The sequence below is a fragment of the Mucilaginibacter pedocola genome, from assembly GCF_002013915.1.
GTDB lineage: Bacteria > Bacteroidota > Bacteroidia > Sphingobacteriales > Sphingobacteriaceae > Mucilaginibacter > Mucilaginibacter pedocola.
On record NZ_MBTF01000039.1, the window covers coordinates 142,774 to 168,009 of the forward strand.

General features: G+C 47.8%; 17 protein-coding genes. 13 read left to right on the forward strand and 4 right to left on the reverse strand.

The window, feature by feature from the left end; genetic code table 11:
- Positions 1-315: 315 nt before the first annotated feature.
- The 6 genes from BC343_RS29770 to BC343_RS29795 all read left to right on the forward strand — a co-directional run bounded on the left by BC343_RS29770 (position 316) and on the right by BC343_RS29795 (position 8,776).
- On the forward strand, positions 316-3,276 hold the full coding sequence (locus BC343_RS29770; RefSeq protein WP_078351466.1) for a SusC/RagA family TonB-linked outer membrane protein: 2,961 nt from the start codon (positions 316-318) through the stop codon (positions 3,274-3,276).
- 5 nt (positions 3,277-3,281) lie between these two features.
- Complete coding sequence (locus BC343_RS29775; RefSeq protein ID WP_078351467.1) at positions 3,282-4,763, forward strand: RagB/SusD family nutrient uptake outer membrane protein; 1,482 nt, start codon at positions 3,282-3,284, stop codon at positions 4,761-4,763.
- A gap of 13 nt (positions 4,764-4,776) precedes the next feature.
- Positions 4,777-5,853, forward strand: coding sequence for a SusE domain-containing protein (locus BC343_RS29780; protein WP_078351468.1), 1,077 nt, complete (start codon positions 4,777-4,779; stop codon positions 5,851-5,853).
- Between the two features lie 149 nt (positions 5,854-6,002).
- Positions 6,003-7,391: an alpha-amylase family glycosyl hydrolase gene (locus BC343_RS29785; RefSeq protein WP_078351469.1), complete on the forward strand. Its 1,389-nt coding sequence runs from the start codon at positions 6,003-6,005 to the stop codon at positions 7,389-7,391.
- 290 nt (positions 7,392-7,681) lie between these two features.
- Complete coding sequence (locus BC343_RS29790; RefSeq protein WP_078351470.1) at positions 7,682-8,089, forward strand: RNA recognition motif domain-containing protein; 408 nt, start codon at positions 7,682-7,684, stop codon at positions 8,087-8,089.
- Between the two features lie 96 nt (positions 8,090-8,185).
- Entirely contained in the window at positions 8,186-8,776 is a 591-nt protein-coding gene (locus tag BC343_RS29795) for an RNA polymerase sigma-70 factor (protein ID WP_078351471.1), read from the forward strand.
- 2 nt (positions 8,777-8,778) lie between these two features.
- On the opposite strand, the gene BC343_RS29800 is transcribed toward BC343_RS29795, so the two are convergent.
- The 3 genes from BC343_RS29800 to BC343_RS29810 all read right to left on the reverse strand — a co-directional run bounded on the left by BC343_RS29800 (position 8,779) and on the right by BC343_RS29810 (position 11,696).
- Positions 8,779-9,576 (reverse strand): SDR family NAD(P)-dependent oxidoreductase, encoded by a 798-nt coding sequence (locus BC343_RS29800; RefSeq protein ID WP_078351472.1) that lies wholly within the window; start codon positions 9,574-9,576, stop codon positions 8,779-8,781.
- A gap of 248 nt (positions 9,577-9,824) precedes the next feature.
- Positions 9,825-10,637 carry an AraC family transcriptional regulator gene (locus BC343_RS29805; RefSeq protein WP_078351473.1) on the reverse strand — a complete coding sequence of 271 codons (813 nt, stop codon included), beginning with the start codon at positions 10,635-10,637 and terminating at the stop codon, positions 9,825-9,827.
- 27 nt (positions 10,638-10,664) lie between these two features.
- A complete protein-coding gene (locus BC343_RS29810; RefSeq protein ID WP_078351474.1) occupies positions 10,665-11,696 on the reverse strand; it encodes an SDR family NAD(P)-dependent oxidoreductase in 1,032 nt (343 codons plus the stop codon).
- A gap of 194 nt (positions 11,697-11,890) precedes the next feature.
- Here BC343_RS29810 and BC343_RS29815 point away from each other — a divergent pair, with 194 nt between their 5' ends.
- The 7 genes from BC343_RS29815 (at position 11,891) to BC343_RS29845 (ending at position 23,280) form a co-directional block, all read left to right on the forward strand.
- A complete protein-coding gene (locus tag BC343_RS29815; RefSeq protein ID WP_078351475.1) occupies positions 11,891-12,823 on the forward strand; it encodes a FecR family protein in 933 nt (310 codons plus the stop codon).
- Positions 12,824-13,087: 264 nt separating this feature from the next.
- Positions 13,088-16,423, forward strand: coding sequence for a TonB-dependent receptor (locus BC343_RS29820; protein ID WP_078351476.1), 3,336 nt, complete (start codon positions 13,088-13,090; stop codon positions 16,421-16,423).
- A gap of 11 nt (positions 16,424-16,434) precedes the next feature.
- On the forward strand, positions 16,435-18,087 hold the full coding sequence (locus BC343_RS29825) for a RagB/SusD family nutrient uptake outer membrane protein (RefSeq protein ID WP_078351477.1): 1,653 nt from the start codon (positions 16,435-16,437) through the stop codon (positions 18,085-18,087).
- A gap of 38 nt (positions 18,088-18,125) precedes the next feature.
- Positions 18,126-19,265 carry a SusE domain-containing protein gene (locus BC343_RS29830; protein ID WP_078351478.1) on the forward strand — a complete coding sequence of 380 codons (1,140 nt, stop codon included), beginning with the start codon at positions 18,126-18,128 and terminating at the stop codon, positions 19,263-19,265.
- Between the two features lie 63 nt (positions 19,266-19,328).
- Positions 19,329-20,489, forward strand: coding sequence for a glycoside hydrolase family 76 protein (locus tag BC343_RS29835; RefSeq protein WP_078351479.1), 1,161 nt, complete (start codon positions 19,329-19,331; stop codon positions 20,487-20,489).
- A 293-nt stretch (positions 20,490-20,782) separates the two neighbouring features.
- Positions 20,783-22,195, forward strand: coding sequence for a glycoside hydrolase family 125 protein (locus BC343_RS29840; RefSeq protein WP_078351480.1), 1,413 nt, complete (start codon positions 20,783-20,785; stop codon positions 22,193-22,195).
- A 17-nt stretch (positions 22,196-22,212) separates the two neighbouring features.
- Positions 22,213-23,280, forward strand: a complete 1,068-nt coding sequence (locus tag BC343_RS29845) for a glycoside hydrolase family 76 protein (protein ID WP_238381899.1) — start codon at positions 22,213-22,215, stop codon at positions 23,278-23,280.
- Between the two features lie 241 nt (positions 23,281-23,521).
- Here the strand turns inward: BC343_RS29845 and BC343_RS29850 are convergent, their stop codons facing one another.
- Positions 23,522-25,222 carry a DUF6377 domain-containing protein gene (locus tag BC343_RS29850; RefSeq protein WP_162276972.1) on the reverse strand — a complete coding sequence of 567 codons (1,701 nt, stop codon included), beginning with the start codon at positions 25,220-25,222 and terminating at the stop codon, positions 23,522-23,524.
- Between the last annotated feature and the right edge of the window lie 14 nt (positions 25,223-25,236).

Here is a 25,236-nt window from a genome sequence, read left to right on the forward strand (position 1 = left end):
CAAAAATCATGAGTATCAACCCTCCGGACGGATATTTACGCTGTTTTCTCACTTTCAAAGCAGCATCTTTTCAGATAAAATTAGCCTGAAATATGCCTGTTTTACTCATCTGCGGCTTGCAATTATCTATATAAAACCTCAAGCGGATAATTTGCAATTAATTGATTATTAACTATTTAAATTAATTCAATTTCTATTTTTTTTAATATCGCTTTTCCGCGCCGTTGTTTTCAGCATTGGCGCCCATCTATATTTGAATAAGCCGCGCTGACCCAATCAGAAGGTTATCAAACCAATTATTAAAACCAATTTTCTATGAACAAAGTTTACTTATTTAAGTACGGCCTGTCTGTGCTATTCCTTCTTTGTACCCTAACAACTTTTGCCCAAAAGGCACGCTTTAGCGGTACAGTTGTAGATGAGCGTAACCTGCCGCTACCCGGCGCTACGGTAACCGTTAAAGAAACCGGAGCAACTACCGTTACCGATAAAGATGGTGCTTTCAGCATCGCTAACAGCAACCTACAAACCTTAACCATTACCGTTAACTTTGTGGGCTTTGATGCGCTGGAGAAGACTATATCGGCAGATCAGCCTGCAAAGTTCGCCTTGAACCCCAGCGCCCGCTCGCTTAACGAAGTAGTAGTTGTAGGTTACGGTACCGTGAGGAAAAAAGACCTTACGGGTTCGGTATCAACCGTTGGCGCTAAAGACCTTAACCCCGGTGCAGTTACCAACCCTTTACAGCAGTTGGATGGCAAAGCGGCCGGTGTGAACATTACCCAGGTAGGCAGCGAGCCGGGTGTAGCCCCAACTATCCGTATCCGTGGTATCACATCATTACAGGGCGGTAACGACCCGCTGGTTGTTGTGGATGGTATACAGGGTAACATGGACCTGCTGAACCAGGTCCCTCCAAGCGAGATCGCCTCTATCGACGTATTGAAGGATGCCTCGGCAACCGCCATTTATGGTTCGCGCGGTGCGCCGGGTGTTATCATCGTAACTACAAAAAAAGGCACGGCCGGTAAAACAAGCGTGGAGTATGCCGAGAATACATCATTGGATGTGATCGCCAACAAGCTGAAACTGTTAACAGCCGAACAATGGACCGCACAGGCACAGGCACAAGGTGTAGATGCCTCAGCCAACCACGGCTCTAATACCGATTGGTTTAACCTGCTTACCCGCAACGGCGTAACGCAAAACCATACACTATCTTTTGGCGGCGGTGCCAACGAGTTTAATTACCGTGCATCGTTAACGGCCATCAACCAAACAGGTATTGTTATCAACTCGAAGTACAAAAAATACATCGGCCGCATTGTGGCAACGCAAAAAGCTCTTGATGATAAGCTTACGCTTACCATGAACGTGAACAGCGGTATCAACCAATTCGACTACAGCCCTACCGGCGTTGGTAATGCAGCGTTCACTTCTAACCTCATCAGCCAAACCTATATTTCAAGGCCTACCGACCCGGTTTTGAACGCTAACGGCACTTTCTACAGCGACCCTAACGTGTTTCAATACACCAACCCTTACGCTGTTGCCACAACCGTGCAAAACACCAACAACGTTAACAATCTTTTCGGCAGCTTAAGGGCCGACCTGGAGATATACAAAGGGCTTTCGGCAGGATGGTTCGGCAGCTGGAGAAAAGCAGACTCTAATAACGGGTACTATGCACCTGCGGCATCAACCATAACCAGTGCTATAAACTACAACGGTCAGGCCCACATTAATAACGACCATGTGGACGAGAAACTGATGGACATCAACCTAACCTATAAAAAGGATTTTGGTGCCAATCACTTCGACGCTACCGCCGTTTACGAGTGGCAGGCGCAAACCTATAACGGCAGCTACTCGGCCGCGAGAGGTTTTGCTAACGATATTGCTACTTACAACGCGCTTCAGTTGGGTACACTGGCCAACGCCTTATCGGGCGATGTGGCATCGTATAAAAACGACCGCAGGCTGGTATCGTTCCTGGGCAGGGTGAACTACTCATATAAAAACCGTTATCTGCTTACCGCCAGCTTCAGGCGCGATGGTTCTACCGTGTTTGGCGAAAACCACAAATGGGGTAACTTCCCATCGGCTTCGCTTGCCTGGCGTGTAGACCAGGAAGGTTTCCTGAAAAACCAGAGAACCCTCAGCAGCCTCAAACTCCGCGTGGGTTATGGTGTTACCGGTAACCAGCAGGGCATTACCCCGCAAAACTCTATTGCACTGGTTGGTTTAAACAGCCAGACGCCTACAGTATACTTTGGCGGCCAGCTGATACCAAACTACTTTTATACCCAAAACGCCAACCCTAACTTAAGGTGGGAAACCAAGAAACAGGCCAACGCCGGTTTAGACTTCGGCTTTTTTGGCGACAGGCTTACCGGTAGCGTAGATGCTTATACCGCTACTACCGATAACTTGCTGTTCCGCTACACCGTACCGGTTACAGGCTCTTTCTTTGTGAACAACATATTGGCCAACATTGGCAGTTTACGTTCGCGCGGTTTGGAGCTTGCACTGGCCTACACCGTTATCAGGACCGAAAACACTACCTTAACCCTTGCCGGTAATGGCGCTTTACAACAAAGCAAAGTAATGAGCCTTGGCGGTAACATACAGGGGCTTGATGTGCCTACCAACTATGTTGGCCTGGGCTCTAACGCCTACTTAATTAAAGGCAAGCCGATCGGTACCTTCCTTATCCTGCACCATTTGGGCAAAGATGCCAACAATGCCGAAACGGTTGTTGACCAGGATGGCAATGGCGTTATTGACCAGGGCGATCAAAGTAAAGACAGGGTAGAAGCCGGGCAATCGCTACCTAAATACACCTACGCCTTTACACCAACTTTCACCTACAAAAACTTTGATGCATCAATGGTTTGGCGTGGTGCCGGTGGCAACAAAATATATAACGGCTTGCGCCAAACATTAAGCCTTCAGGAAAACCTGGGTAAATCTAACCTGCTGCAGAGCGCCTTGCCATTGGGCATCGCTTCGTCGGGCTATGGGTCGGACCTATGGCTGGAAGATGGTTCTTACCTGCGTTTCCAGAACCTTTCGTTCGGTTACCGCATCAATGTGCCAAAGGTAAAATACATCAGTTCGCTGCGCGTATCGCTAACCGGGCAGAACCTGGCCGTTATCACCAAATATAGCGGGATAGACCCTGAGGTGAACGCAGGCGGCTTAGCCAGCGGCGACTATGGTACTTACCCGCGCACCCGCACATTTTCCATCGGTTTAAATGTTGTTTTAAAATAATTAAAATGATGAAGAAACTTTTAACAAGTATTTTAATAGTTGGCCTTGCCGCACAAAGCTGCACCAAGGTTAATGAGAATGTATATGATAAATATGCCGGCGATGCGTTTTACGGTACCGCCGCCGGTGCAGATAACGCATTGGCAACCGTGTACGGAAAAATAACCGGTACCTGGGGCAGCAATTATGCAGGCCGCGACAACTGCTGGTATGATCTGAACAGCTTTGCATCAGATGAGCAGGTGATACCTCACCGTAACACCGGCGACTGGCAGCTTGATTTTGCCCAGCTTTATACCCGTACCGAATTACCAACTTTAGGAATCATCAACAACACCTGGAACTGGATATACTCATCCATTTACAGCGCCAACCTGGCCATTACCCAGCTAACGGCCGCAAATGCCGATCCGTCGAAAATTGCAGAGGCTAAGGTCATGCGTGCGTGGTTATACTATTTAGCTATAGATGACTTTGGGGACGTGCCTTTTTACACCGATAACAATATCGATGTATCAAAAATTCCGCAGGAAAAAAGAGCGAAGATCTACGACTTTATTGTTTCGGAACTGAAAGCGAACGTAGACCTGTTATCAGAAGCAAGAGGTGGCGCTTACTATGGCCGCTTTAACAAATGGGCCGGTTATATGGTATTGGCCAAAGTGTATTTAAATGCCGAGGTTTATACAGGTACGGCACATTGGGCAGATGCTTTAGCTGCCGCTACTAAAGTTGCTGCGGGCGGTTACTCCTTACACGCAGGTGCGGCAAACGCGGGCAGTCCGCTGGGTTACCAGTATTACGAGTTGTTTGGCGATGTATGCCCTAACGACGAAACCATACTGGCCGAGTTTATTACGCAGAACGTAGTGAGCGGTAACATATACGGCATCCGTAGCCTTAACAGCCCCAACGGTGTAGCGTTGATAGGCTTTGCAGGCTGGAACGGTACCGTTATTCCGTCGGAGTTTTATGATAAGTATGATGACAGGGATATCCGCAAAAAGCAGTTCCTTGTTGGTCCGCAGGCCGGTGGGGTTACCTACACCCGCGATGTATCTTCATTGATCAGCCCCGGAGCTGCGCCTAACGAAGGTATCAGGAATGTGAAATTCTTCCCGGTAAAACCCGATGCCAGCGGTGCTTCTAACGATTTCCCGATCTACCGTTACGCCGACGTGCTTTTGATACAGGCCGAATGTAATGTGCGTTTGGGCAATGTGGCCGCTGCTGCGCCATACCTTAACCAGGTTAGGCAACGTGCCGGATTGGGCGATATAGCCGCACCAACTTTGGATAATATTTACGACGAACGCGGTTTTGAATTGAACATGGAAGGCCACCGCAGGCAGGATATGATCAGGTTCGGCAAATACTTGTTGCCGCATGGTTTTGTTCCGGCCGCGCCAGCTACCCGTTTAATATTTGCTATACCTACTGCTGCGCTCAATGCCAACAGCAACCTAAAACAAAATCCGGGCTATTAAACCATAACACAATATGAAAAAGTTTTTATACCTCACCTTAGCCATATTATGCTGTGTGGCCTATGGGTGCCAAAAAGATAAAACGCTTACGAGGCTGGCAACAGTATCGTTTCCATCGAGCCTCACCGCATCAACAAGTGCTGTAACCCTAAGCAAGGCAAACGATACTACATCGGTAGTAACATTTTCCTGGCCGGCCGTAACCTATCCTGTTAAGGCATCTGTCACCTATACTTTACAGATAGATGTACCGGCAGATACTGTAGGCGCCAATGCCTGGGCCAACGCTACCAACATCACCGTTGGTAACGATGCACTAAGCAAAGCTTACAAAGGGAAAGACCTGAATAACCTTGCCATTGCCAAAGGGCTGGCAACTGGTGCAGCAGGCAACCTAGTTTTCCGTGTGCGCGCTTATCAGGATCAGTACGCTTATACAAAGGCAGTAACCTTAGCGGTTACGCCGTATGTTGCGGCACCAACTATTCCGGTATTGTATATTCCGGGTGCTTACCAGGGCTGGTCGCCGGGTACGGCGCCGGTTGCAGCGGCCTTGAAACCTAAGATATACGAAGGCTATGTGTACATGCCTGCTGCTGATAACTATTACTTCAAATTCACCAGCTCGCCCGATTGGGATCACATTAACTATGGCGATGGCGGCGGCGGTGCCATTACCGAAGATGGTTTGGCAGGCGGTTTGGTTTCGCCCGGCCCGGGTTATATACAGGTGGCTATTAACCTCAACACCAAAACATGGAGCGCGGTACCAACCACATGGGGCATCATAGGCGATGCAACACCAGGCGGATGGGGCGGCGATACCGATATGACCTACGACGCCTCTAAACAAGTGTGGACCCTCACTTGCGATATGCTATCTACAGGTTCGTTCAAATTCAGGGCCAACCATCAATGGGTGATAGATTTTGGTATAACAAAAGAAGGCAAGCTGGCTTATGCCGATAACCCGGTATTCGGGTATGATGGTTCGCTGGATAACCTGAGCGTACCAAGCAGCGGTAACTACACCATCACGCTGGATCTGCACGACCCGACAAATTATACTTATACGCTGAAGAAAAATTAATTCTGGAGATGCATGAGTTTTTAACCACAGAGTTCACAGAGGTTACGCGGAGGTTCACAGAGCCTTGCATAATCATTTTTTTCTCTGCGAACCTCCGCGTTTTTCTCTCTGTGTTCTCCGTGGTTAAATAGCCACTAACATAAAACGAAATGAAAATTCAAAACATAAAACACAGCTTACTCCTGCTCCTCATCGTTTTCTTTAGCTATTGCAAAAAGAACGAGTTCACGGCGCCGGCCATAGTGCCCGATGCATCGTACCCGCAGGTAGGTACGCCTTATGCTGGTGTGGTAAGCTCGCAGGATGCCATTATTTACCAGGTTAACCTGCGCGCCTTTAGTGCCGATGCCAGCTTTAAGGGCGTTACCGCAAGGCTGGATGCTATTAAAGATCTGGGCACCACCGTGCTTTACCTGATGCCCGTTTATCCTGTAGGTGTTTTAAAGTCTGCAGGTGGCTACGGCTCTCCGTATTCTGTGAAGGACTACAAAGGCGTTAACCCCGAGTTCGGTACCCTTACCGATCTGCAGGCTTTGGTTAACGGCGCACACGACCGCGGCATGACCGTAATATTCGATTGGGTAGCCAACCATACCAGTTGGGATAATGCCTGGATAACCCAACATAAAGATTGGTACCAGCAGGATGCAAAAGGCGATATTATTGCCCCTCCGGGTACCGGCTGGAGCGATGTTGCGCAATTAAACTACGCCAATAAAGATATGCGTGCCGCCATGATAGATGCCATGAAATATTGGGTATATACCGCCAATATCGACGGTTTCCGTTGCGATGCGGCCGACTTTGTACCCTTCGATTTTTGGAAAGAAGCGAACGATGCTTTGAAAACTATCACCACCCACAAATTGCTGATGCTGGCCGAAGGTACCCGTAGCGACCATTTTAAAGCGGGCTTTAACCTGGTTTACGGCATGGGCTACTACTTTAATTTAGAGAGTAAGGTTTTCGGTGCAAATGGTTCGGCCACTATTCTGCAAGACCTGAATACCAGCGAATATGCCACCGCCTACAAAGGCTCGCAAATTGTGAGGTACACCACCAACCACGATGTGTACACTACCGATGGCAGCCCGATAAATATTTACGGCGGCAAAGCTGGCTCGTTAGCTGCATTTGTAGTAACTGCATACATGAAGGGGGTACCCATGGTGTACACAGGGCAGGAAGTAGGCACCACCCGCGATATGAACTTTTTTGACCATACCCCGGTAGATTGGACCATAAATGCCGACTTGGTTGCCTCTTACAAAGCCATCCTGAATTTCCGCAAAGGCAGCGATGCCCTCAAAAACGGCGACCTGAACGTAATGAGCAGTGACGACGTAGCGGCCTTCACCAAATCGACCGATAAAGAGAAGGTACTGGTGATAGATAACCTGCGTGGCAACAACGTAACCTACAACCTGCCTGCCACGGTAAGTAAAACCGGCTGGAAGGATGCCTTCAGCGGTGCAGCGGTTACGTTAACGGATAAACTATACCTAACGCCTTACAAGTACATGGTGTTAACGCAATAATATTGAAGATACAGTTGAGATTAGTTGGTTAATTTGTAATGCTTAATTGGTTAGCGCCCCGGGATGAGATCCGGGGCGCTTTTTGTTTGATGCCAAAACAAATGCCTCAGCCACAAATAGTAACATTATTATTACTAATGCAATACAAGGGGGACATAATCGGGTCGTTTGGGAGAGGCTTGCATTTTTTTGCAAAAGTATTATACCTTTGTAGCGCGCCCCTACCAGTCATAGATACCATTACGTTTTACAATACGTATAAATTAATCTGTTTTCACGTTCTCAATAAAATGATCAAACTATTCGTAGGTGGTTTCTCGCTCGATATTACAGAAATGGAGTTAGTACAGGCATTCGATCCGTATGCCCGTGTGGTAACCATCAAAATTGTAAGGGATAAAAAAACGCGCGTATGCAAGGGCTATGCGTTTTTAGAAGTTGCCACACAGGAAGATGCCGAAAATGCTGTAAAAGAGCTTGACGGCGCACCAATTGGCGACCGCTACCTCACCGTAAAAATAACTGCCGACGAACCTGTTAAAAAAAGGCCTGCTTCATCGTTTCAGCGCCGCCCTCCGCAGCAAAGCAACTATCGCCGCGAAGAAAGACGCCCATCTTCAGGTGCTCCAACCGGCGACTCTGCGGGTTCGTCAAGTTCTGCCACGCCCGGTTTAAGGCCAAGGCGCCCGCGCAAATAACGGCTACGGTATTTCTGTAATTACAAAAATTTTCCTTTTCGAAAATAAACTTGTAATTATGCATTACCAATTCGTCAACCGTTTTTCGTTAGTTTTATGCTCCCACCACAGGAATTTCAAATGTGGCCTGATGCGCAATTATTAGAAAGGCTAAGGCTGGATGACCGTAAGGCATTTGAGATACTGTACAACAAATATTCGGCGAAACTTTATTATGCAGCCTACAATTTATTCAGGGATAAAGATGTTTGCGAAGACCTGGTGCAGGAATTATTCGTAGACCTATGGAGCAAGCGTCACGACCTGAATATTACTTCGCTCGAATACTATCTAAAGGTCGCCATAAAAAACCGCGTATTAATGTACATCCGCACCCAGCGCGCCACGCTCGATGTATCGGCCATTGAAGTACTTGCCGATAAGTACAGCGCCGACAGCCGGTTGCTGCAACAGGATATAAGCAAGGTACTGGATGACAGCGTAGCCCAACTGCCCGAGAAATGCCGGCAGATATTTACCCTGAGCCGTAAAGAGTACCTGAGCAATAAAGAAATAGCCGCCCGCCTGGGTATCTCTATAAAAACCGTAGAAAACCAAATGACTATTGCCCTGCGCTACCTGCGCACCGGTATGAGCGATTACCTGCCGGCGGTAGCGGCCTTAGTTATTATAGAAGCTTTAAAATAGCCTTATACCTTCGGTACCCTATAATTCAGTCCCGCTGTTGTGCCGCTGGTAACATCAATAGTGCAACCGGTTATTTTACCCGCCATCTCTGACGATAGAAAAACTGCTGTGTTAGCGATATCTGCCATCAGCGGAAGCTGCTTCAACATGGTATCGTTCTCCATGCTACTCAATACGCCCTCCATTACATCAGGTATACTTTCGATAGCATCGCTAAATACTTTAGAATCCGGCGAACCACCCGAGCGGATGGTTACTACACGCACGCCGTATACCCCTAACTCTGCCGCCAAATTACGCGAAAGGCTTTCTACCGCGGTACACGCCGGTGCAAAACCGCCGGTGTATGGGTAGCCAATACCGCCCGGAGTAGCCGTTAGGAAAAGTATTACGCCGCTGCCCTGTTTCATCATGGCATTGCCGGCGGCTTTTGCCGTAAGGAAACGGGTGTGCAAGGTTTGGGTTACGGGCAGTACAAAATCATCCATGCTCATGTTTACCAAAGGCATGCCTTGGGTAACGTCAACACCGACAGCGTTGAAGGAGATATCAATGCTTCTGGCTTTTTGCAATACTTCAGCGAGGTGCGCGTTAATAGCGTTTTCGTCATAACCATCTACCTCGGCAACTTCGGCAATGCCACCACTTTGATTTATCTTATCTGCTATTTTTTGCATCGATGCGATGCGGTGCCCGGTTAAAAATACCCGCGCACCTGCCGCCGCGAAAGCCTTGGCCACGGCCCCGCCCAGCGATCCGCCTGCGCCGTATATAACCGCATTTTTATTTTGAAGCATCATGGTTTATTGGTTTTGTGCAAACCTAAATTAAAGAATCTTTTTAAATAGGGGTAATCGCGGCAGATCAGCGGGTAAATAACGTCTGTTTTTTATCACGCAAAGGCGCGAAGATGCAAAGAAGAAAGAACATGGTATTTCGGCCAGCCTACTCTCGTCAACCACTTACCGCCTCTCGCTCTAACGTCAAGCGATTTTTTTTTAAACCTTTGCGGCTTAGCGTCTTTGCGTGAAATTATTTAGGGCTTTTACTACACCGTGGCTTCCGTCGGTGCATAGCCGAACTGCTTTTTAAAAGCAAAACTAAAGTGCGAGAGGTTCTCGAAGCCCGTTTCAAGGTAAACTTCTGATGGTTTGCGGCGCTTCTCGCGTATTTGGTAATGGGCCAGGTCGAGCCTTTTGCGGGTGAGCCATTTTTGAGGCGTGGTGGCAAAGGCTCTTTTAAAGTCGCGCTTAAAGGTGGTGAGGCTACGACCGGTGAGATAGCCAAATTTCTCCAGCGGCATATTGAACATGTAGTTCCGCTCCATAAAATCGCTCAACCCTATCTTGCCGGGTTCTGCGAAGTTGGCCAGCAGGTTATCTATACCGGGCTCGAGCATGCGCACAACATGTATAGCTTCCTCTATTTTTACCGAAGCAATGGCATCGGGTAATTCTTCCTGCAGATCGAAGTATGGTGCTACAGATGCCAGGCAACTTTGCAGCAAAGGATGTTTTTTGAATGAAATGAAAGAGGGCTCGAAACCCATTAAGGAATCTGCAGCAGGTTGTTTTTTATGGTAATAGTCCTTTAGCTTTTCGGTGGTCAGGTGCATTACTACCGACTGGTGCGCTAATCCATTCTTAGGGTAATTAAGTACTGTTGCCAGCAAATGGCGGGGAAATAACAAGGTATCCCCCGCACCAAAAACATGAGTTTTATCGCCATGAACGATCTTGGTTTCACCTGAGAGCAGCCATACCAGCAAATGGTCCTCAAACAGTACATCAGCCTTAAAAAAACGACTGCCGAAAGTTGAGCGCTTGATATGAGGGTGAATGTATTGGCTTTGATGTTCCATTGCTGGTATAAAGTTAAGTATTCGCTATTACAATGCGGCGAATACGATCCCGGTAAGTTTTTCGCTCAGGTCCCAAAGGCGTTTGGCATTTTCGGCATCTACCGAGTAGGGCTTCACGCCGCGCAGAGTAGACGGGTTGTCGTACTGATGAGGGATGTTACCCAGGTCAAGCTCGGCAACGTCGGCATCCTCGCAATATACGCCGCCAATGCCATTGAGTTGCGGGCTGGTGGCGCACCATAAAGTTGTGGCGGCACCTTGTTCGGGTGTTTTTAGGCGTTCGGCTACTTCGGGGTAAATGTTTCCATGCTCATCGTGCGTACCCATTTGCTGAAACAGGGCCATCGGGGCAACCCGACCCAGGTCTGTGCCGTTTACCGAACCGGGGTGTAACGAGTAGGCGCGGATGCTCAGGTGTTTGCCGCGGTGGTCTAATTCTACCGAGAATAAATTATTGGCTGATTTCGACCGCCCATAACCTTGCAGCGTTTCGTATTCGGAATGCTCAAAATTAGGGTCTTCAAAATCAAAGGGCGCAATTTGGTGGCCGAAGGAGGAAACGTTTATCACTCTTGAGCCATTAGCCAGTTTAAGAGCATCCCAAAGCCCGGCAGTAAGCTGAAAATGCCCGAGGTGGTTGGTAGCCAGTTGCGACTCATAATCCCGTGCATCGCGTTGCATCGGCACCCACATAATGCCGGCGTTATTAATGAGCAGGTGCAAAGGGGCGCCTGTCGCCATAAATTTTTTAGCGAAAGCATCTATTGATGCAGGATACATCAAGTCCATTTGTTCTACAGTGACGTTCGATAGTCCTTCAAGATTTTTAGCGGCTTTGGCTATATCGCGCGCCGGCACTATCACTTTAGCGCCTGCCGCTACTAAAGCTTTTACAGTTTCTAAACCTATACCTGCGTACCCGCCGGTAACAATAGCTGTTTTCCCTGTAAGACTAATGTCCTGCATTACGTCTGCGGCTGTTGACTTTGCGTTAAAGCCTGAGTTGAGCGGGCGTTGTAATGCCCCGTTATAATTGTCTGTTATTTGTTGCCGTTCCATGCTGTTTAATTATTTAACAGGAACAAAGTTAGGGCGATGCCAAAAGGCGTGGTTTGTTTTAAGGGCCGAATTGCTTTGTTTTGCGGACCGTAGATTGTTTGGAATACTCCTCCAAAAAATATTTTCACATTCTTTAGGGGGTAGCCCTTTCTGTTGCATCCTACATATATAAACCACCAATAAAGTTTACCTTCTTGAAAAAACGTAACGCGCCCGGCGATAGCTCGCTGCAGGAAAAACTTGTAGAAAAGTACTTCGACGACTTAAACCTTGCCGAACAAAAAGCCGATGGCTATGATGCAAGCTTTGATAGCGCCAGGGTGTATGCGCGCATTACCGATGCCATTGGCGAGCCCGAGCTGCCACGCCGCTCATCGCGTAAATGGATGGTTGCCGCCTCGGTTATAGTAGCGTTGGTTAGCGTGTCGGCACTTATCTATCGTTTCCAAAACAATATTGTTAATTACATCGACCCTATAAAATACAAAGAGCTTACCGCTGCCAACGGCCAAATGGTGAACTACACCCTTGCCGATGGTACTAAAGTTTGGCTTAACGGTGGCAGTAAACTTACTTATCCCGATAAATTCCGTGGTGGTATACGTGAGGTTACTTTAACAGGCGAGGCGTTTTTAGACGTAGCGCACGATGCCAAGAATCCTTTCATCATTCGCACCGGTGCCATCCGTACACAGGTTTTGGGTACCAGCTTCAATGTAAAAGCTTATCCCGAAGATGCCTTTGTTAAAGTGGACGTACTAACGGGCAAGGTAGGCGTTGTGCCGGCTAAAGGGCAAACGGTTTTCCTTACTCCATCCGAAGAGGTTTTCATCAATAAACAAACCAATGTTGCGCTTAAAAATACAGGCGTGGATGTGGCTGAACTAACCGATTGGAAAGACGGCGGGATGGTATTTAAAAACATGGCCCTGCCCGAAGTGCTGAACGCACTGCAGCACCGCTACAACATTAAAATAAAGGCCGATGATAACCTTACCAAGTGTACCATATCGGCAAACTTTACCAATGTATCGCTGCAAAATATCATGGCTATAATCTCTAAACTGGTGAAAGGCAGAATGGTAAAGCAAGATGACGGTTACCGCCTGAGAGGAAAGGGATGCTAACAGAATAAGCCAAAAGATCAATTCAAAATATAACCAATTACCATTAACCAAAAATTATACGACGACGACAATGACATAAAACCATAAAAAAACCCTGGTCAAAGGGATTTGAACAGGGTTGATTAAAATGCCGGGTTATTATGAAGTACTCCGTTTAGAGGTCCAATTCAGAACGAAGCACTTGTATTTCAAACACTTTAATTTCTCAAATTTATGAATATATCTCTATTATCAAATGGAGTAGTTCGTTATGTTTTTATATTAATGAAATTTACCACGCTCGCCTGTTTTGTGGTTTGCTTAATGTGCCTCTCGGCCATTGCGAACGACTCTTTCGGCCAGAAGTTTCTGGAGCAGCCGGTAACGCTTAAGTTGAAGAACGATAAGCTTACCGATGTGCTGGAGAAGCTTTCTGCCGATAAACAAGTGAAGTTTGCTTATGCCGATAACGTGCTGAAGCCGGGCTTCAGGGTGAGCGTTGATGCAAGCAACAAAACCATAAAACAGGTATTGGATGAGGTTTTAACTCCGTTTAACCTCTCGTACAAAATTATCGATGATGTTATCGTTATAGGCGAACGTACCGAAGCAGAAATTGCTGCCGCAACTATTAAACCGGCAAAGCAATTCGCCAAAATAAACGGTAAGGTAACCGACGATACCAACCTGCCTTTACCGGGCGTAAGTGTTAGGTTAAAAGGCACCAGTATTGCAACCGTTACCGATATCAATGGTAACTTTATACTGGATGCGCCCGACCTGAACGGTACACTGGTATTCACGTTTATCGGTTTCACCGCCAAAGAAGTCCCGCTTAATGGACAATCTACCGTAAATGCACAACTGCTTCCCGAGCGTACCTCGCTGAACGAGGTAGTGGTAGTGGGCTACGGCACGCAAAAACGTGTGAACGTTATTGGCGCGGTAGACCAGGTGGGCTCATCAGCTATCGATGGCAAACCATCAGCTAACCTTACGCAGGCCCTGCAGGGTACTTTACCTAACTTAACCATACAGCAAACCAGTGCCGAGCCGGGTGCTTACCAAAACATCAACATCCGTGGGGTGAGCACGCTGGGTAACAACGGTCCGCTGATAGTTATTGACGGTATTACCGGTGGCGATATTAACCTGTTGAATCCGCAGGATATCGAGACAGTATCGGTACTGAAGGATGCGGGTAGTGCTGCTATCTACGGTTCGCGCTCGGCAAACGGTGTAATTTTGGTGACCACCAAAAAAGGAAAAAAAGGTACTGCAACGCTTACCTACAACGGGCAAGCAGGTGTGCAATCGCCGCATGTGGGTTACCGACCGGTACACAGCTACGAGAACGCCATTTTGCGTAACGAAACCGTAGTGAACGCCGGTTTACCGCCTATTTACAGCCCGGCACAAATACGCGCCTACCAAGAGCAGGGAGATAACCAGTGGTTCTTAGATGCCATCCTGAAAAACGCCACGCAACAAAACCATAACCTGGCTTTAAGCGGCGGCGCAGAAAATACTACTTATTTAGTATCGGCCGGCGTTACCGACCAACGCAGCAATTTGGTTGGGCCCAACTATGGTCTACGCAGGTACAACTACCGCATGAACCTTACCACCCAGTTTGGCAAATTAAAATTAACCAGCATACTGGCTTACGCACGTACCGAGATAAAAGAACACTCGTACAGTACCGGTACCCTTATTGTTGATGCCGGCCGTACGCCAACTTATTACCAGATAAAGGATGCCAACGGCAACTACCTCACCAACGATGTATTGCAGGAGTTTAACCCGCTCGGTATCCTGGAAAAAGGCGGCTACCGCAAACGCGATAACGACAATATCTTCGGTAACCTGAATGCCGAATTGGCCGTAACTAAGGACTTTAAAATAAAAGGTGTTTTTGGCGGTACGCTATTGGCCAACCACATGTTCGGCCGCGTGATACAGGTAAACTTTGCACCTAAAGGAACTTATGGTGCCGATAGGAATACCGACGACGATAACAACAAGAACCTGTTCATAAACACCCAGTTTTTAGCGCAATACACCAAAACCATTGCTAAAAACCACAATGTGGATGTACTGGTAGGTGTAGCCAATGAATCTACCACTAACACCAGCAACTTTTTGCACCTGAAGTATACCGACCCCGAACTGGGTACCCCGGTAACAGGTACGGTGATAGACCCATCGTCTACCGCTACCAATAACAACAAAACCGAAAGCAGCCTCAACTCGCTTTTCGGCCGTGCGAGCTACTCGTATAAAAACAAGTATTATGGCGAGGTCGATTTCAGGCTGGATGCTTCTTCAAGATTCGCTAAAGATAACCGCAATGCGTTCTTCCCGTCTGTATCTGGCGGTTACCGTTTAAGCGAGGAGGATTTTATGGAGAACTACCGCGCCAAAGTGGGTGACCTGAAATTGCGTGCCTCTTACGGTATATTGGGTAACCAAAACGTAGGCGACTACCAATTCCTGAGCACTTACCAGGCATCAACAGGCACTTACTACGGCTTCAATAATGGTGTGGTTGGTACTACCGATATCCGTTTTGCTAACCCTGATATCCGTTGGGAGCGCGCTGCAACCTTCAACGTGGGTGCCGATGCAACCTTCTTTAATAATGCGCTGACTTTATCGGTTGATTACTTTAACAAAATTACCCGCGATATTTTGCTGCCACCGCGTGTACCTGGTGTATACGGCGCAGGCCTGCCCGATTACAATGCCGGCAAGGTGCAAAACCATGGCTGGGAGGTTAACCTGAATTACCGTGTTAAAACCGGCGGCTTTGCACACTCATTTGCCTTTAACGTTGCCGATTCTAAAAACAAAGTGTTAAGCCTCGAAGGCGGCGACCAGTTGCGCAGTTACGACGAGATGCAGATCATCAATAAAGTTGGTTTGCCTATTGGCTCGTACGTAGGCTACAAACGCGATGGCTATTTCCAGAATTTGGATGATGTTACCAACGGCCCTAAATTTTCGGGCGTGAACGTTGTGCCCGGCGATAACCGCTATGTGGATGTGAACGGCGATGGCGTGATAGACGATAACGACAAATTTGTGTTAGGCAACGGCTTCCCTCGCTTAACCTTTGGTTTTACTTATAACGTTACCTACAAATGGTTCGACCTGAACATATTTGCACAGGGCGTTGGCAAGCGTAGCGTATTTATCCGTGGCGAACAGGTAGAGCCTTTCCACTTTGGCTACTCGCAGGTAATTTACCAGCATCAGTTGGATTACTGGACCCCGCAAAACCCCGACGCCCGTTTCCCTCGCTTAGCAGCTAACGGCAGCCAAAGCAACGAGAACAACTTCCGCCGCGGTTCGGATATGTACATATTCGATGGCTCGTACCTGCGCATCAAAAATGTGCAGTTGGGTTACACCCTGCCTGTGGGCGTAGCTAAAAAGATAGGTATGCGCAAAGTTAGGGCCTACCTAACCGGGCAAAACATCCTTACGTTCTCGGGTATCAAATTCCTCGACCCCGAAACCACCGAATTTAACAGCAATGTGCAGGCGGGCGGCGCAAACAGCGGCAGGGCATACCCTACGCCAATTTACTACGGGTTTGGTATTGATGTAACGTTATAAATATTGCTATCATGAAAAAAATTAGAAACTATAATAAAGCCGCGTTTTTTATCATGCTGATCGTATTTACATCGGCCTGTAAAAAACTGGACCTGGCACCGGAGAACCGCTTTACCGAAGCAACCTACTGGACCACCACCGAAAAGGCGACCGCCGTGCTGAGCACTGCCTACGCCCAAATGTTTAATAACGACTGGTTTTTTTACAACGAAGGCGCATCAGACAATGCCTACAACGGCCGTGGCGATGCCAGCGGTGTAGCTTCGCTTGCTGCCGGCACTTATGATGCTTCGCTTGCCCGCGTACGGGATGAGTGGAACTCGCACTACTCGGGTATAAAAACCTGCAACATCTTCTTAGAGAATGTAGATAAGGTAACATCGATGGATGCCAACCTGAATGCCCGCATGAAAGGCGAAGCGAGGTTCATTCGCGCGTACCACTACTTTCAGTTAGAGAACTGGTATGGCGATGTGCCTTTGTTTGATAAGGACATCTCGCTTGATGAATCAAAAACCATCAGCCGCACGCCAAAAGCACAGGTGGTTGATTTTGTGCTGAAGGAACTGGATGCTGCCGCAGCAGTGTTGCCAACCAACACAGCTTATGCCGAAGCCGACCGTGGCCGCATTACCAAAGGCGCTGCCATAGCTTTAAAAGCAAGGGTATTACTTTACGAAAGCCGCTGGGCTGATGTAGTTACCACCTGCGAGCAATTGATAGGCAATACCACCAATGGTACCTACAGTTTGTTCAACTCGTACGAGGGTTTGTTCCTTCCGCAGAACGAGTATAACAGCGAAGTAATGCTCGATTTGCAATACGTATCGGGCGCGCCTAACCGCAGTTACAACAATTTCTTCGATTTTGCCCCGCTATCGGTTGGTGCCAGGCTGAATGCTTTGGCTCCGACGCAAGAACTGGTTGATAGTTACCTGATGGCCAATGGCAAAAAGATAGGTGATGCAGGCAGCGGTTACGATGAAAATAACCCGTACGTAAACCGCGACCCACGCCTCACCAATACTGTTGTGTACAACCTGTACCAATGGAAAAGACCCGATGGTTCGATAAAAACCATCTACATAAAACCCGGTTCGGACCCTAACCCGGATGCCAACACCGGGCGTGGTACGGATGAGTATGCTTCGGGTGCGGTTAGCTCGCCAACGGGCTATTACATGCGTAAATACTACGACCCAACATCGTTAACCAACTTCCAGTCGGGTTTGAATTTAATTATGATACGTTATGCCGATGTGCTGCTGATGTATGCCGAAGCTAAAAACGAGCTGGGCCAACTGGACGCAGGTACCTGGGATAAAACCATTAAACCTATCCGCACCCGTGCAGGCTTTACCGCTGCCGATGCGCTTAACTTCCCTGCAGGCGGGCAAACTGTGCTGCGCGATATCGTTCGTAACGAGCGCCGTATAGAGCTGGCCATGGAAGGCTTGCGCGTGTTCGATATCCGCCGCTGGAAAACTGCCGAAGTGGTATTGAACGGCTGGGCGCATGGTGCCAAGTATGGCCCAACATCGGTTGATAACGGCTACATCCGCGCAAACCAGCGCAGCTTTGATGCCGGCCGTGCCTACCTGTGGCCTATCCCGCGCGACGAGCGTAACGTTAACCCGAACTTGACACAAAACCCGGGTTGGTAATTCCTAAACTATTTGTAAAACATTCATCAATTAAGATAATGAAAAAGATATTCTATAGCCTTTTGGCATGTGTTGTTGCAGTAATGGTGGTATCGGGCTGCAAAAAAGATAAAACATTAAACCACACCAATGTATCGGCGGTAAGCACACTGTTCGCGCCGGAGAATAACAAATTTGTAAAGATAGCCTCGGGTGCATCGGGTGCGGTTTCCTTCGAATGGGAGCAAGCACGTGCTGAAGACAATGGCCTGGTGTTGTACGAAGTTGCTTTTGATAAAGAAGGCGGCGATTTTTCGCACCCGCTGTATTCTACACCATCAGACGGTAACGGTTTGTACAACAAATTAAGCCTTAGCTTTAGCGACCTGAACAAAATTGCCACTTCAGCAGGCGTAAAGCCACAAGAGTCGGGTAAAGTGATTTGGACGGTAATGTCGTCTAAAGGTATCAACGTGCAAAAGTCGGCGCAGGTGCGTACTGTAGAGATACAACGCCCTGCCGGTTTCACCGATATCCCTACCGAACTTTATCTGACCGGTTCTGCTACCGAAGGCGGCGAGGATCTGAGCAAAGCCATCAAATTAAAGCTGACCGCTCCGGGTAAATTCGAGGCCTTTACTTCGCTGAAAGCAGGTACTTACCACTTTGCCGACAGGAATACCGGTACGCCATCAACCTTCTCGTACGATGGTACAAAACTTACCGAAGAAGGCAACACTACGGTAACCGGCGCAACTAAAGTACAACGCATTGAGGTTGATTTCAACGTGGCATCGTTCAAAGTTACGGAGGTTGTATCGGTAGGTCTGTGGTTTGCAGCTGATAATAAAATTTGGTACGACCTGCCATACAAAGCTGCAGGTGTTTGGGAAATTGATGGGGCTTCGGTAGTGTTCCACCAGGAATCGTGGGGCCGCGACGAGCGTTATAAATTCCGCTTTACCTTTAAAGATGCCGCCGGTGCCACCAGTACCCAATACTACGGCAGCGTAAATTCCGACAATAGCCGCCCGGATGCCAATACGCCTGCATCATTCTACTACATGGTGCCTGTTAACAGCAACCAGTACGATTACTGCTTTAAATTCACAGGTGCTGCCGATAATAAAACGGCAGATATTAAAGTGGATTTCAGTGCTAACGGCCCTGCCTATACCCACTCGGTTACGGTTAAATAATAAAGGTATTTACCAGTCCCGCAAAGCTGCTTTAGGTTTTGCGGGGCTTAACATCAACCCAACATGAAGTTCAATTCAAAATATATAGGCAAGGCAGCAGTGGTGGCAATAATGCCGCTGATGCTAAGCTCGTGCCTGAAGGATAAGCCTTTCCCGCTGTATGGCGATAAAGGGGCAACGGTAATTAATTACACCTGGGCCGAAACGGCCGACTCACTGCAAACTGCCACGTATACCAACTACATATCGGCCAACGGCAACTATTTTAAACAGGATAACGGCGGCAACACCAACTACAATTATTGGCCACAGGCACATACGCTTGATGTTTTTACCGATGCCTACCAGCGCACCAATAACGATATCTACAAACAGCGCATGAAATCGTTACTGAACGGTACGCGCATTACCAATGGCAACAAGTACCCTAACGAGTATTACGACGATATGGAATGGCTTGCCCTGGCTGCCCTGCGCGCCTACGAGGTAACCAACGATAACGATTACCTGGATGCCGCCAACATATTATGGACCGATATAAAAACCGGCGTAAACGATAATCAGGGTGGAGGCATTGCCTGGCGCAAAAGCCAGCTGGATTACAAAAACACTCCGGCCAACGCACCCGCCATTATTTTTGCTTGCCGCCTGTACAGGTTAAAAAACAACGCTGCCGATCTAACCCTGGCCAAACAGCTTTATGCGTGGATGAAGACAACCTTGGTTGACCCAGCCACAGGCATCATTTGGGATGGCATAAACGGCAACCACGACGGGCAGATAAGCAAAAATAAATTTACTTATAACCAGGGCGTATACATGGGCGCTGCATTGGAGCTTTATAACGTTACCAAAGATGCAAGCTATCTTGATGATGCCATGCGCAACGCCAGCGCCACTATTGTAGATACCGATATTTCACCCGGCGGACTGCTAAAATCAGAAGGACAGGGCGATGGTGGTTTGTTTAAAGCGATATTGGTGCGCTACCTTACCGAGGTGATACAAAGCCCCGATATTGCCCCGAGCAATAAAGACGCATATGTGAAGTTTTTAAAATACAACGCCCAAACCTTGTTTAACAAAGGCATTGGCCGCCCCGCCATGACGGTTAGCCCCGATTGGAAATCGGCACCGCAAGGCACTATCGACCTTACCACGCAAATAAGCGGGGTTACCATGATAGAGATGGCTGCTAAATTGCATAAGGCTGGGTTGTTATAGGATAACCATTCCGCCATAGCGATGCGTTTAAAACCCATCGCTATGAGGAGGCACAGAAAAAGCGGTGGGAGTGTGCGATTCCCCTCTTGAGAGGGACGGAGGGGTGTGTTTTTCGCGAACAATGCATTACATAATTGCATAGTGGCTAACACACCCCCGCAGCCGCAATTGCCAACGCGCCCCCTCTCAAGAGGGGAGTTAGCGTTATTTAAAACTTTGGCACCATCTTCCGCCATATTTAACTAATTTGCCGGGAGTTTTTATTACCGTTATAAGTACATTTATTTGAAAATATGAAAAGAAGGCAATTTATTGGCAGCACGGCCATGCTTGGTGCAGGTTTATTAATGAACAAGGCATCGTTCGCGGCAGATACATACCCTGTGGTGCGTGTACCGGCATCGCAACGCAAATTTACCAGCAAGGCAGTTGAGGCGGCCATAAAAGAGTTTAAGGCCAAAGTGAAAAACCCCGAGCTGGGCTGGTTGTTCGAGAACTGCTTCCCTAACACTTTGGATACTACCGTTACCTACAAAAACGAAGGGGGCAAACCTGATACTTATGTAATTACCGGCGATATTGATGCCATGTGGCTGCGCGATAGCAGCGCCCAGGTTTGGCCCTACATTGCCTTTATTAAAAAGGATGCCGAGCTGCGTAACCTGGTTGCAGGTGTAATAAACCGCCAGGCCAAATGCATCAACTTCGACCCATATGCCAACGCTTTTTATGATGATACCACCAAAGAAAGCGAATGGAAAGACGACCTGACCAAAATGAAACCCGGCCTGCACGAACGCAAGTGGGAGATAGATTCGCTTTGCTACCCTATACGCCTTTCATACAAATACTGGAAGCTTACCGGTGATACTTCGCCGTTTGATGCCAACTGGAAATCGGCCATACAAAACGTGCTGAAAACCTTTAAAGAGCAGCAACGTAAGGATAACGACGGCCCGTACTCGTTCCAGCGTAAAACCGCCTGGGCTACCGATGGCGTGCCGATGAACGGTTTTGGTTACCCGGTAAAACCTGTTGGTTTGATATGCTCGTCATTCCGCCCGAGCGATGATGCAACGGTTTATTCGTTCCTTATCCCGTCGAACTTCTTTGCGGTAACCAGCTTAAAGCAATCATCAGAAATGGTGAAAACTATTTTGAAAGATGATGCCCTTTCTGCCGAATTGCTTGCTTTGGCAACTGAGGTAGAAACCGCCCTGCAGCAACATGCGGTGATTGATACCCCGCAATACGGCAAAGTTTACGCTTACGAAGTAAACGGTTTCGGCAGCTTCAACCTGATGGATGATGCCAACGTGCCAAGCCTGTTGGCCATGCCGTATTTGGATTCTATCAAAAACACCGACCCTATTTACCTCAATACCCGCAAAATGTTGTGGTCGTTAAACAACCCATTCTTCTTTAAAGGTACGGCCGGCGAAGGTATTGGTGGCCCGCACGCAGGTAAGGATATGATATGGCCTATCAGCATTATTGTACTGGCTTTAACCAGTAACGACGATGCGGAGATAAAGGCCTGTATTGAGCAGTTGCGCAAAACACACGGCGGTACCGGCTTTATGCACGAATCGTTCAACAAAAACGACGCTAAGAATTTCACCCGTAAATGGTTCGCCTGGGCAAACACGCTGTTCGGCGAATTGCTATGGGAAACCTATACCACCAAGCCGCAATTATTGGCTTAACAATTAAACACATACCTGTGAAAAAACTATCATTTTTAATGGTATTGGGCTGTGCCATGGCTTTTAAAGCCGTGGCACAAACGCCCGATTATAAAGAGCGTATCAGCATTATCAATAAAAACATCTATCAAACTTTTTATGATAAAGGCGCTAACCTCTACCTCGAAACCAACAACGCCGAGGAAAATAAAGGCAACCACTCTTTCCTGTGGCCATTAACTGCTTTATTGCAGGCCGCTAACGAAATGGAAGTACTGGAACCGGGCAAGCAATACATTGCCCCGGTGATGAAGGCCATTAACCAGTACTATTCGGGCCGTGCACCGGCACCGGGTTACCAGGCCATGGTAGTAAAGGAAAAACAGGATGCTCGCTTTTACGATGATAACGAGTGGATAGCCATTGCGCTGATGGATGCTTATGCCCGCACTCACAAAAAAGAGTACCTCGAAACCTCTAAAATGATATACCGCTTTTTGCTAACCGGCCATAACCAGGTTGGCGGCGGCGGCTTTTATTGGGAAGAAGGCAACCTCAAAAGCAAAAATACCTGCTCTAACGGCCCCGGTGTTTTGGTTGCCCTGCGCCTTTACCAGGCCACCAAACAAAAGGCGTATTTAGATACCGCCATATCGGTTTACAACTGGACAAAGAAGAACCTGCTATCGCCTAAAGGCGTTTATTACGACAACCTGCAGCTGCCTTCGCTGAAGATAGATTCGGCATTTTACACTTACAATGCGGGCACCATGCTGCAATCGGGTGTGATATTGTATAATATTACCAAGGATACCAAATACCTTGATGACGCCATGGACGTGGCTAAAGGTGCCGAAAAAGTATTCTTTAAAAACGGTAAGCTGCCCAACAACTACTGGTTCAACGCGGTGTTGATACGCGGGTATTTGGAACTTTATAAAGTAGAGAAAAATAAGTCGCGCCTTAATTTCATCCTAACCGATGCCGAACACGTTTGGAACAACGAACACGATAGCCAAAACCTTCTCGGCAACCGCAAAATAAAAAGCCTGATAGACCAATCGGCCATGCTTGAAACCTACTCGAGATTGGCTGCGTTGAAATAGGAACGAACTTTTCCATTTTGTCATTTCGATGAGCAGGCGGGGAGGAAAGAGCAAGAGGGCGAAGAGAAATCTTATGCGAGCGATGAGCGTTCATGCTAATCGGATGTGCATGGTGTCCATGCAATATGTCGAAGATTTCTCCTCACCCTTTCCCGCGATGTCCCGCGCTTCTGTTCGTTCGAAATGACATCGTTTTTTATGTCTCCGCAGGGTCTCTTTGAAAAAGGACCCTGCGTTTCAGCTACCCCATATCAGGTACTTCCTTCACTGCTTTTATCAGCATAATGCGTTCCTCAAACTCGTCGTTGGGAACAAAGGAGCGGTTCTTCACCTTGGTTTTGTAGGTGTAAATGGTGTTTACAGAGTAGTTGAGTATTTTGGCAATGGTTTCGTTCTCGTCTATACCAAGGCGGATGAGGGCGAATATGCGCAGCTCTGTATTCAGCAGGTGTTCTTCGTTAAAATGCACGCGATGCGCCGGCTCGAACAGTGCATTGAAATCATCAATAAAATTGGGGAAGATGTTCAGGAACACCTTGTCGAAGCTGTGGTACAGGTTCTCGCGTTCAAAGTTGGTATTCAGTCGGTTCAGCACTAAACCAACTTCTTCGTAACGTTTCTCTTTAAGGTTTTTATCGATGCTGCGTTTCAGGCGGTCTATTTTCTCTATGTAATCCGAATGGATATTGAAGAAGTACCCGATATATTCATCCTTGATAATGTTCGCCTCGTCCAACTTGGTGTTAATACGCGAGAGCGTGCGGTTGGCGCTATCCAGCGTTTTATTTACCTGCGTAAGCGAATCGTTGGCCACGTTCAGGTCCTGGTTTTTGTTAATGATCACCTGGTCGGCTATCTTTAATTTCTTTAGCTGGCGCGATGTGATGATCGCGAAAATAATAACCACCACAATAAGCGAGGTGATAATCGATGCATAGATCAACAACGACCTCCTCTCCTTCTCTATCCCGTTCACCCGTTCGGTTTGTATGATGGGCATTATGCTGCTTATCTGTGCCTCGCGGTGCCTTGCGCCGTAAAAATTGGCGTCATCAATAGCACTGTTAATGTAGGTGAAAGCCGTTTTGGCATCGCCGTGCTGGTAGTAGTATTCGGCCAGGTTGGTGAGGGCAACCGCTTCTTTGGTAGAATGTGTAATATCTATGAGGGCCGCCTGCATCAGATAGCTGATGGACCGCTCGGGCTGGTTCAGTTCTTTATAAATGTAACTGAGGCAACTGTAATTAATGGCGCTGTCCTGGTAGGCCTGCGGTATGCGCATAATTTGGTTATAGGGTTCCAGCGCATCTTTATAGCGGCCCGTGCGCAAGGCTTTTAAGCCAACAGCCGAAAGGTTCTCGTAAGTGCCGGGCTTAGTGGAGTTAATGATAGAGTCGCAGTAAGCCAGCCCGATGGTGCTGTACCTGGCGTAATAATCCACCATCTTATCATAATCGCCCAGGTCGAAATGGCTGCGGGCCTGTAAAAACAGGTATTCGTAGCGCTGGCTTTCATTTAGCTTTTTAGGGTCAACCTTGTTCAGGGTATCCAGCCCTTCCTTAAACATCCCGGCAGAAACCAGCACAAAGGCCATATTCACTTTTGCGTAGTTTATCTTCTCGGGGTCATGCAGTTGGTGGGCAACATTGTTCAGCCGCTGGCAATACACATAGGCAGAATCGTGCACGAAGGACTTATACGCCCTAAACAACTTCTGGTAATTTATGTAACGCGCATCAAGCGAAGTGTAATTGGCGGCAAGTTCTTTCCGGATGTTTTCAATATCGCGCAGCTTGGCCTCCTGGTATTTCGCCTTATTTTCGATGGCGCGGTTCAGTATGGCCTCCCAGGTATCCTTATGGGCGAAAGTTTTGCCCTGCATTAGCATTATACAGCAACCCGTAAGTAAAAACAGGCGTACCCATATTTGTTGCTTCATCATTCCCGTTAACCGCT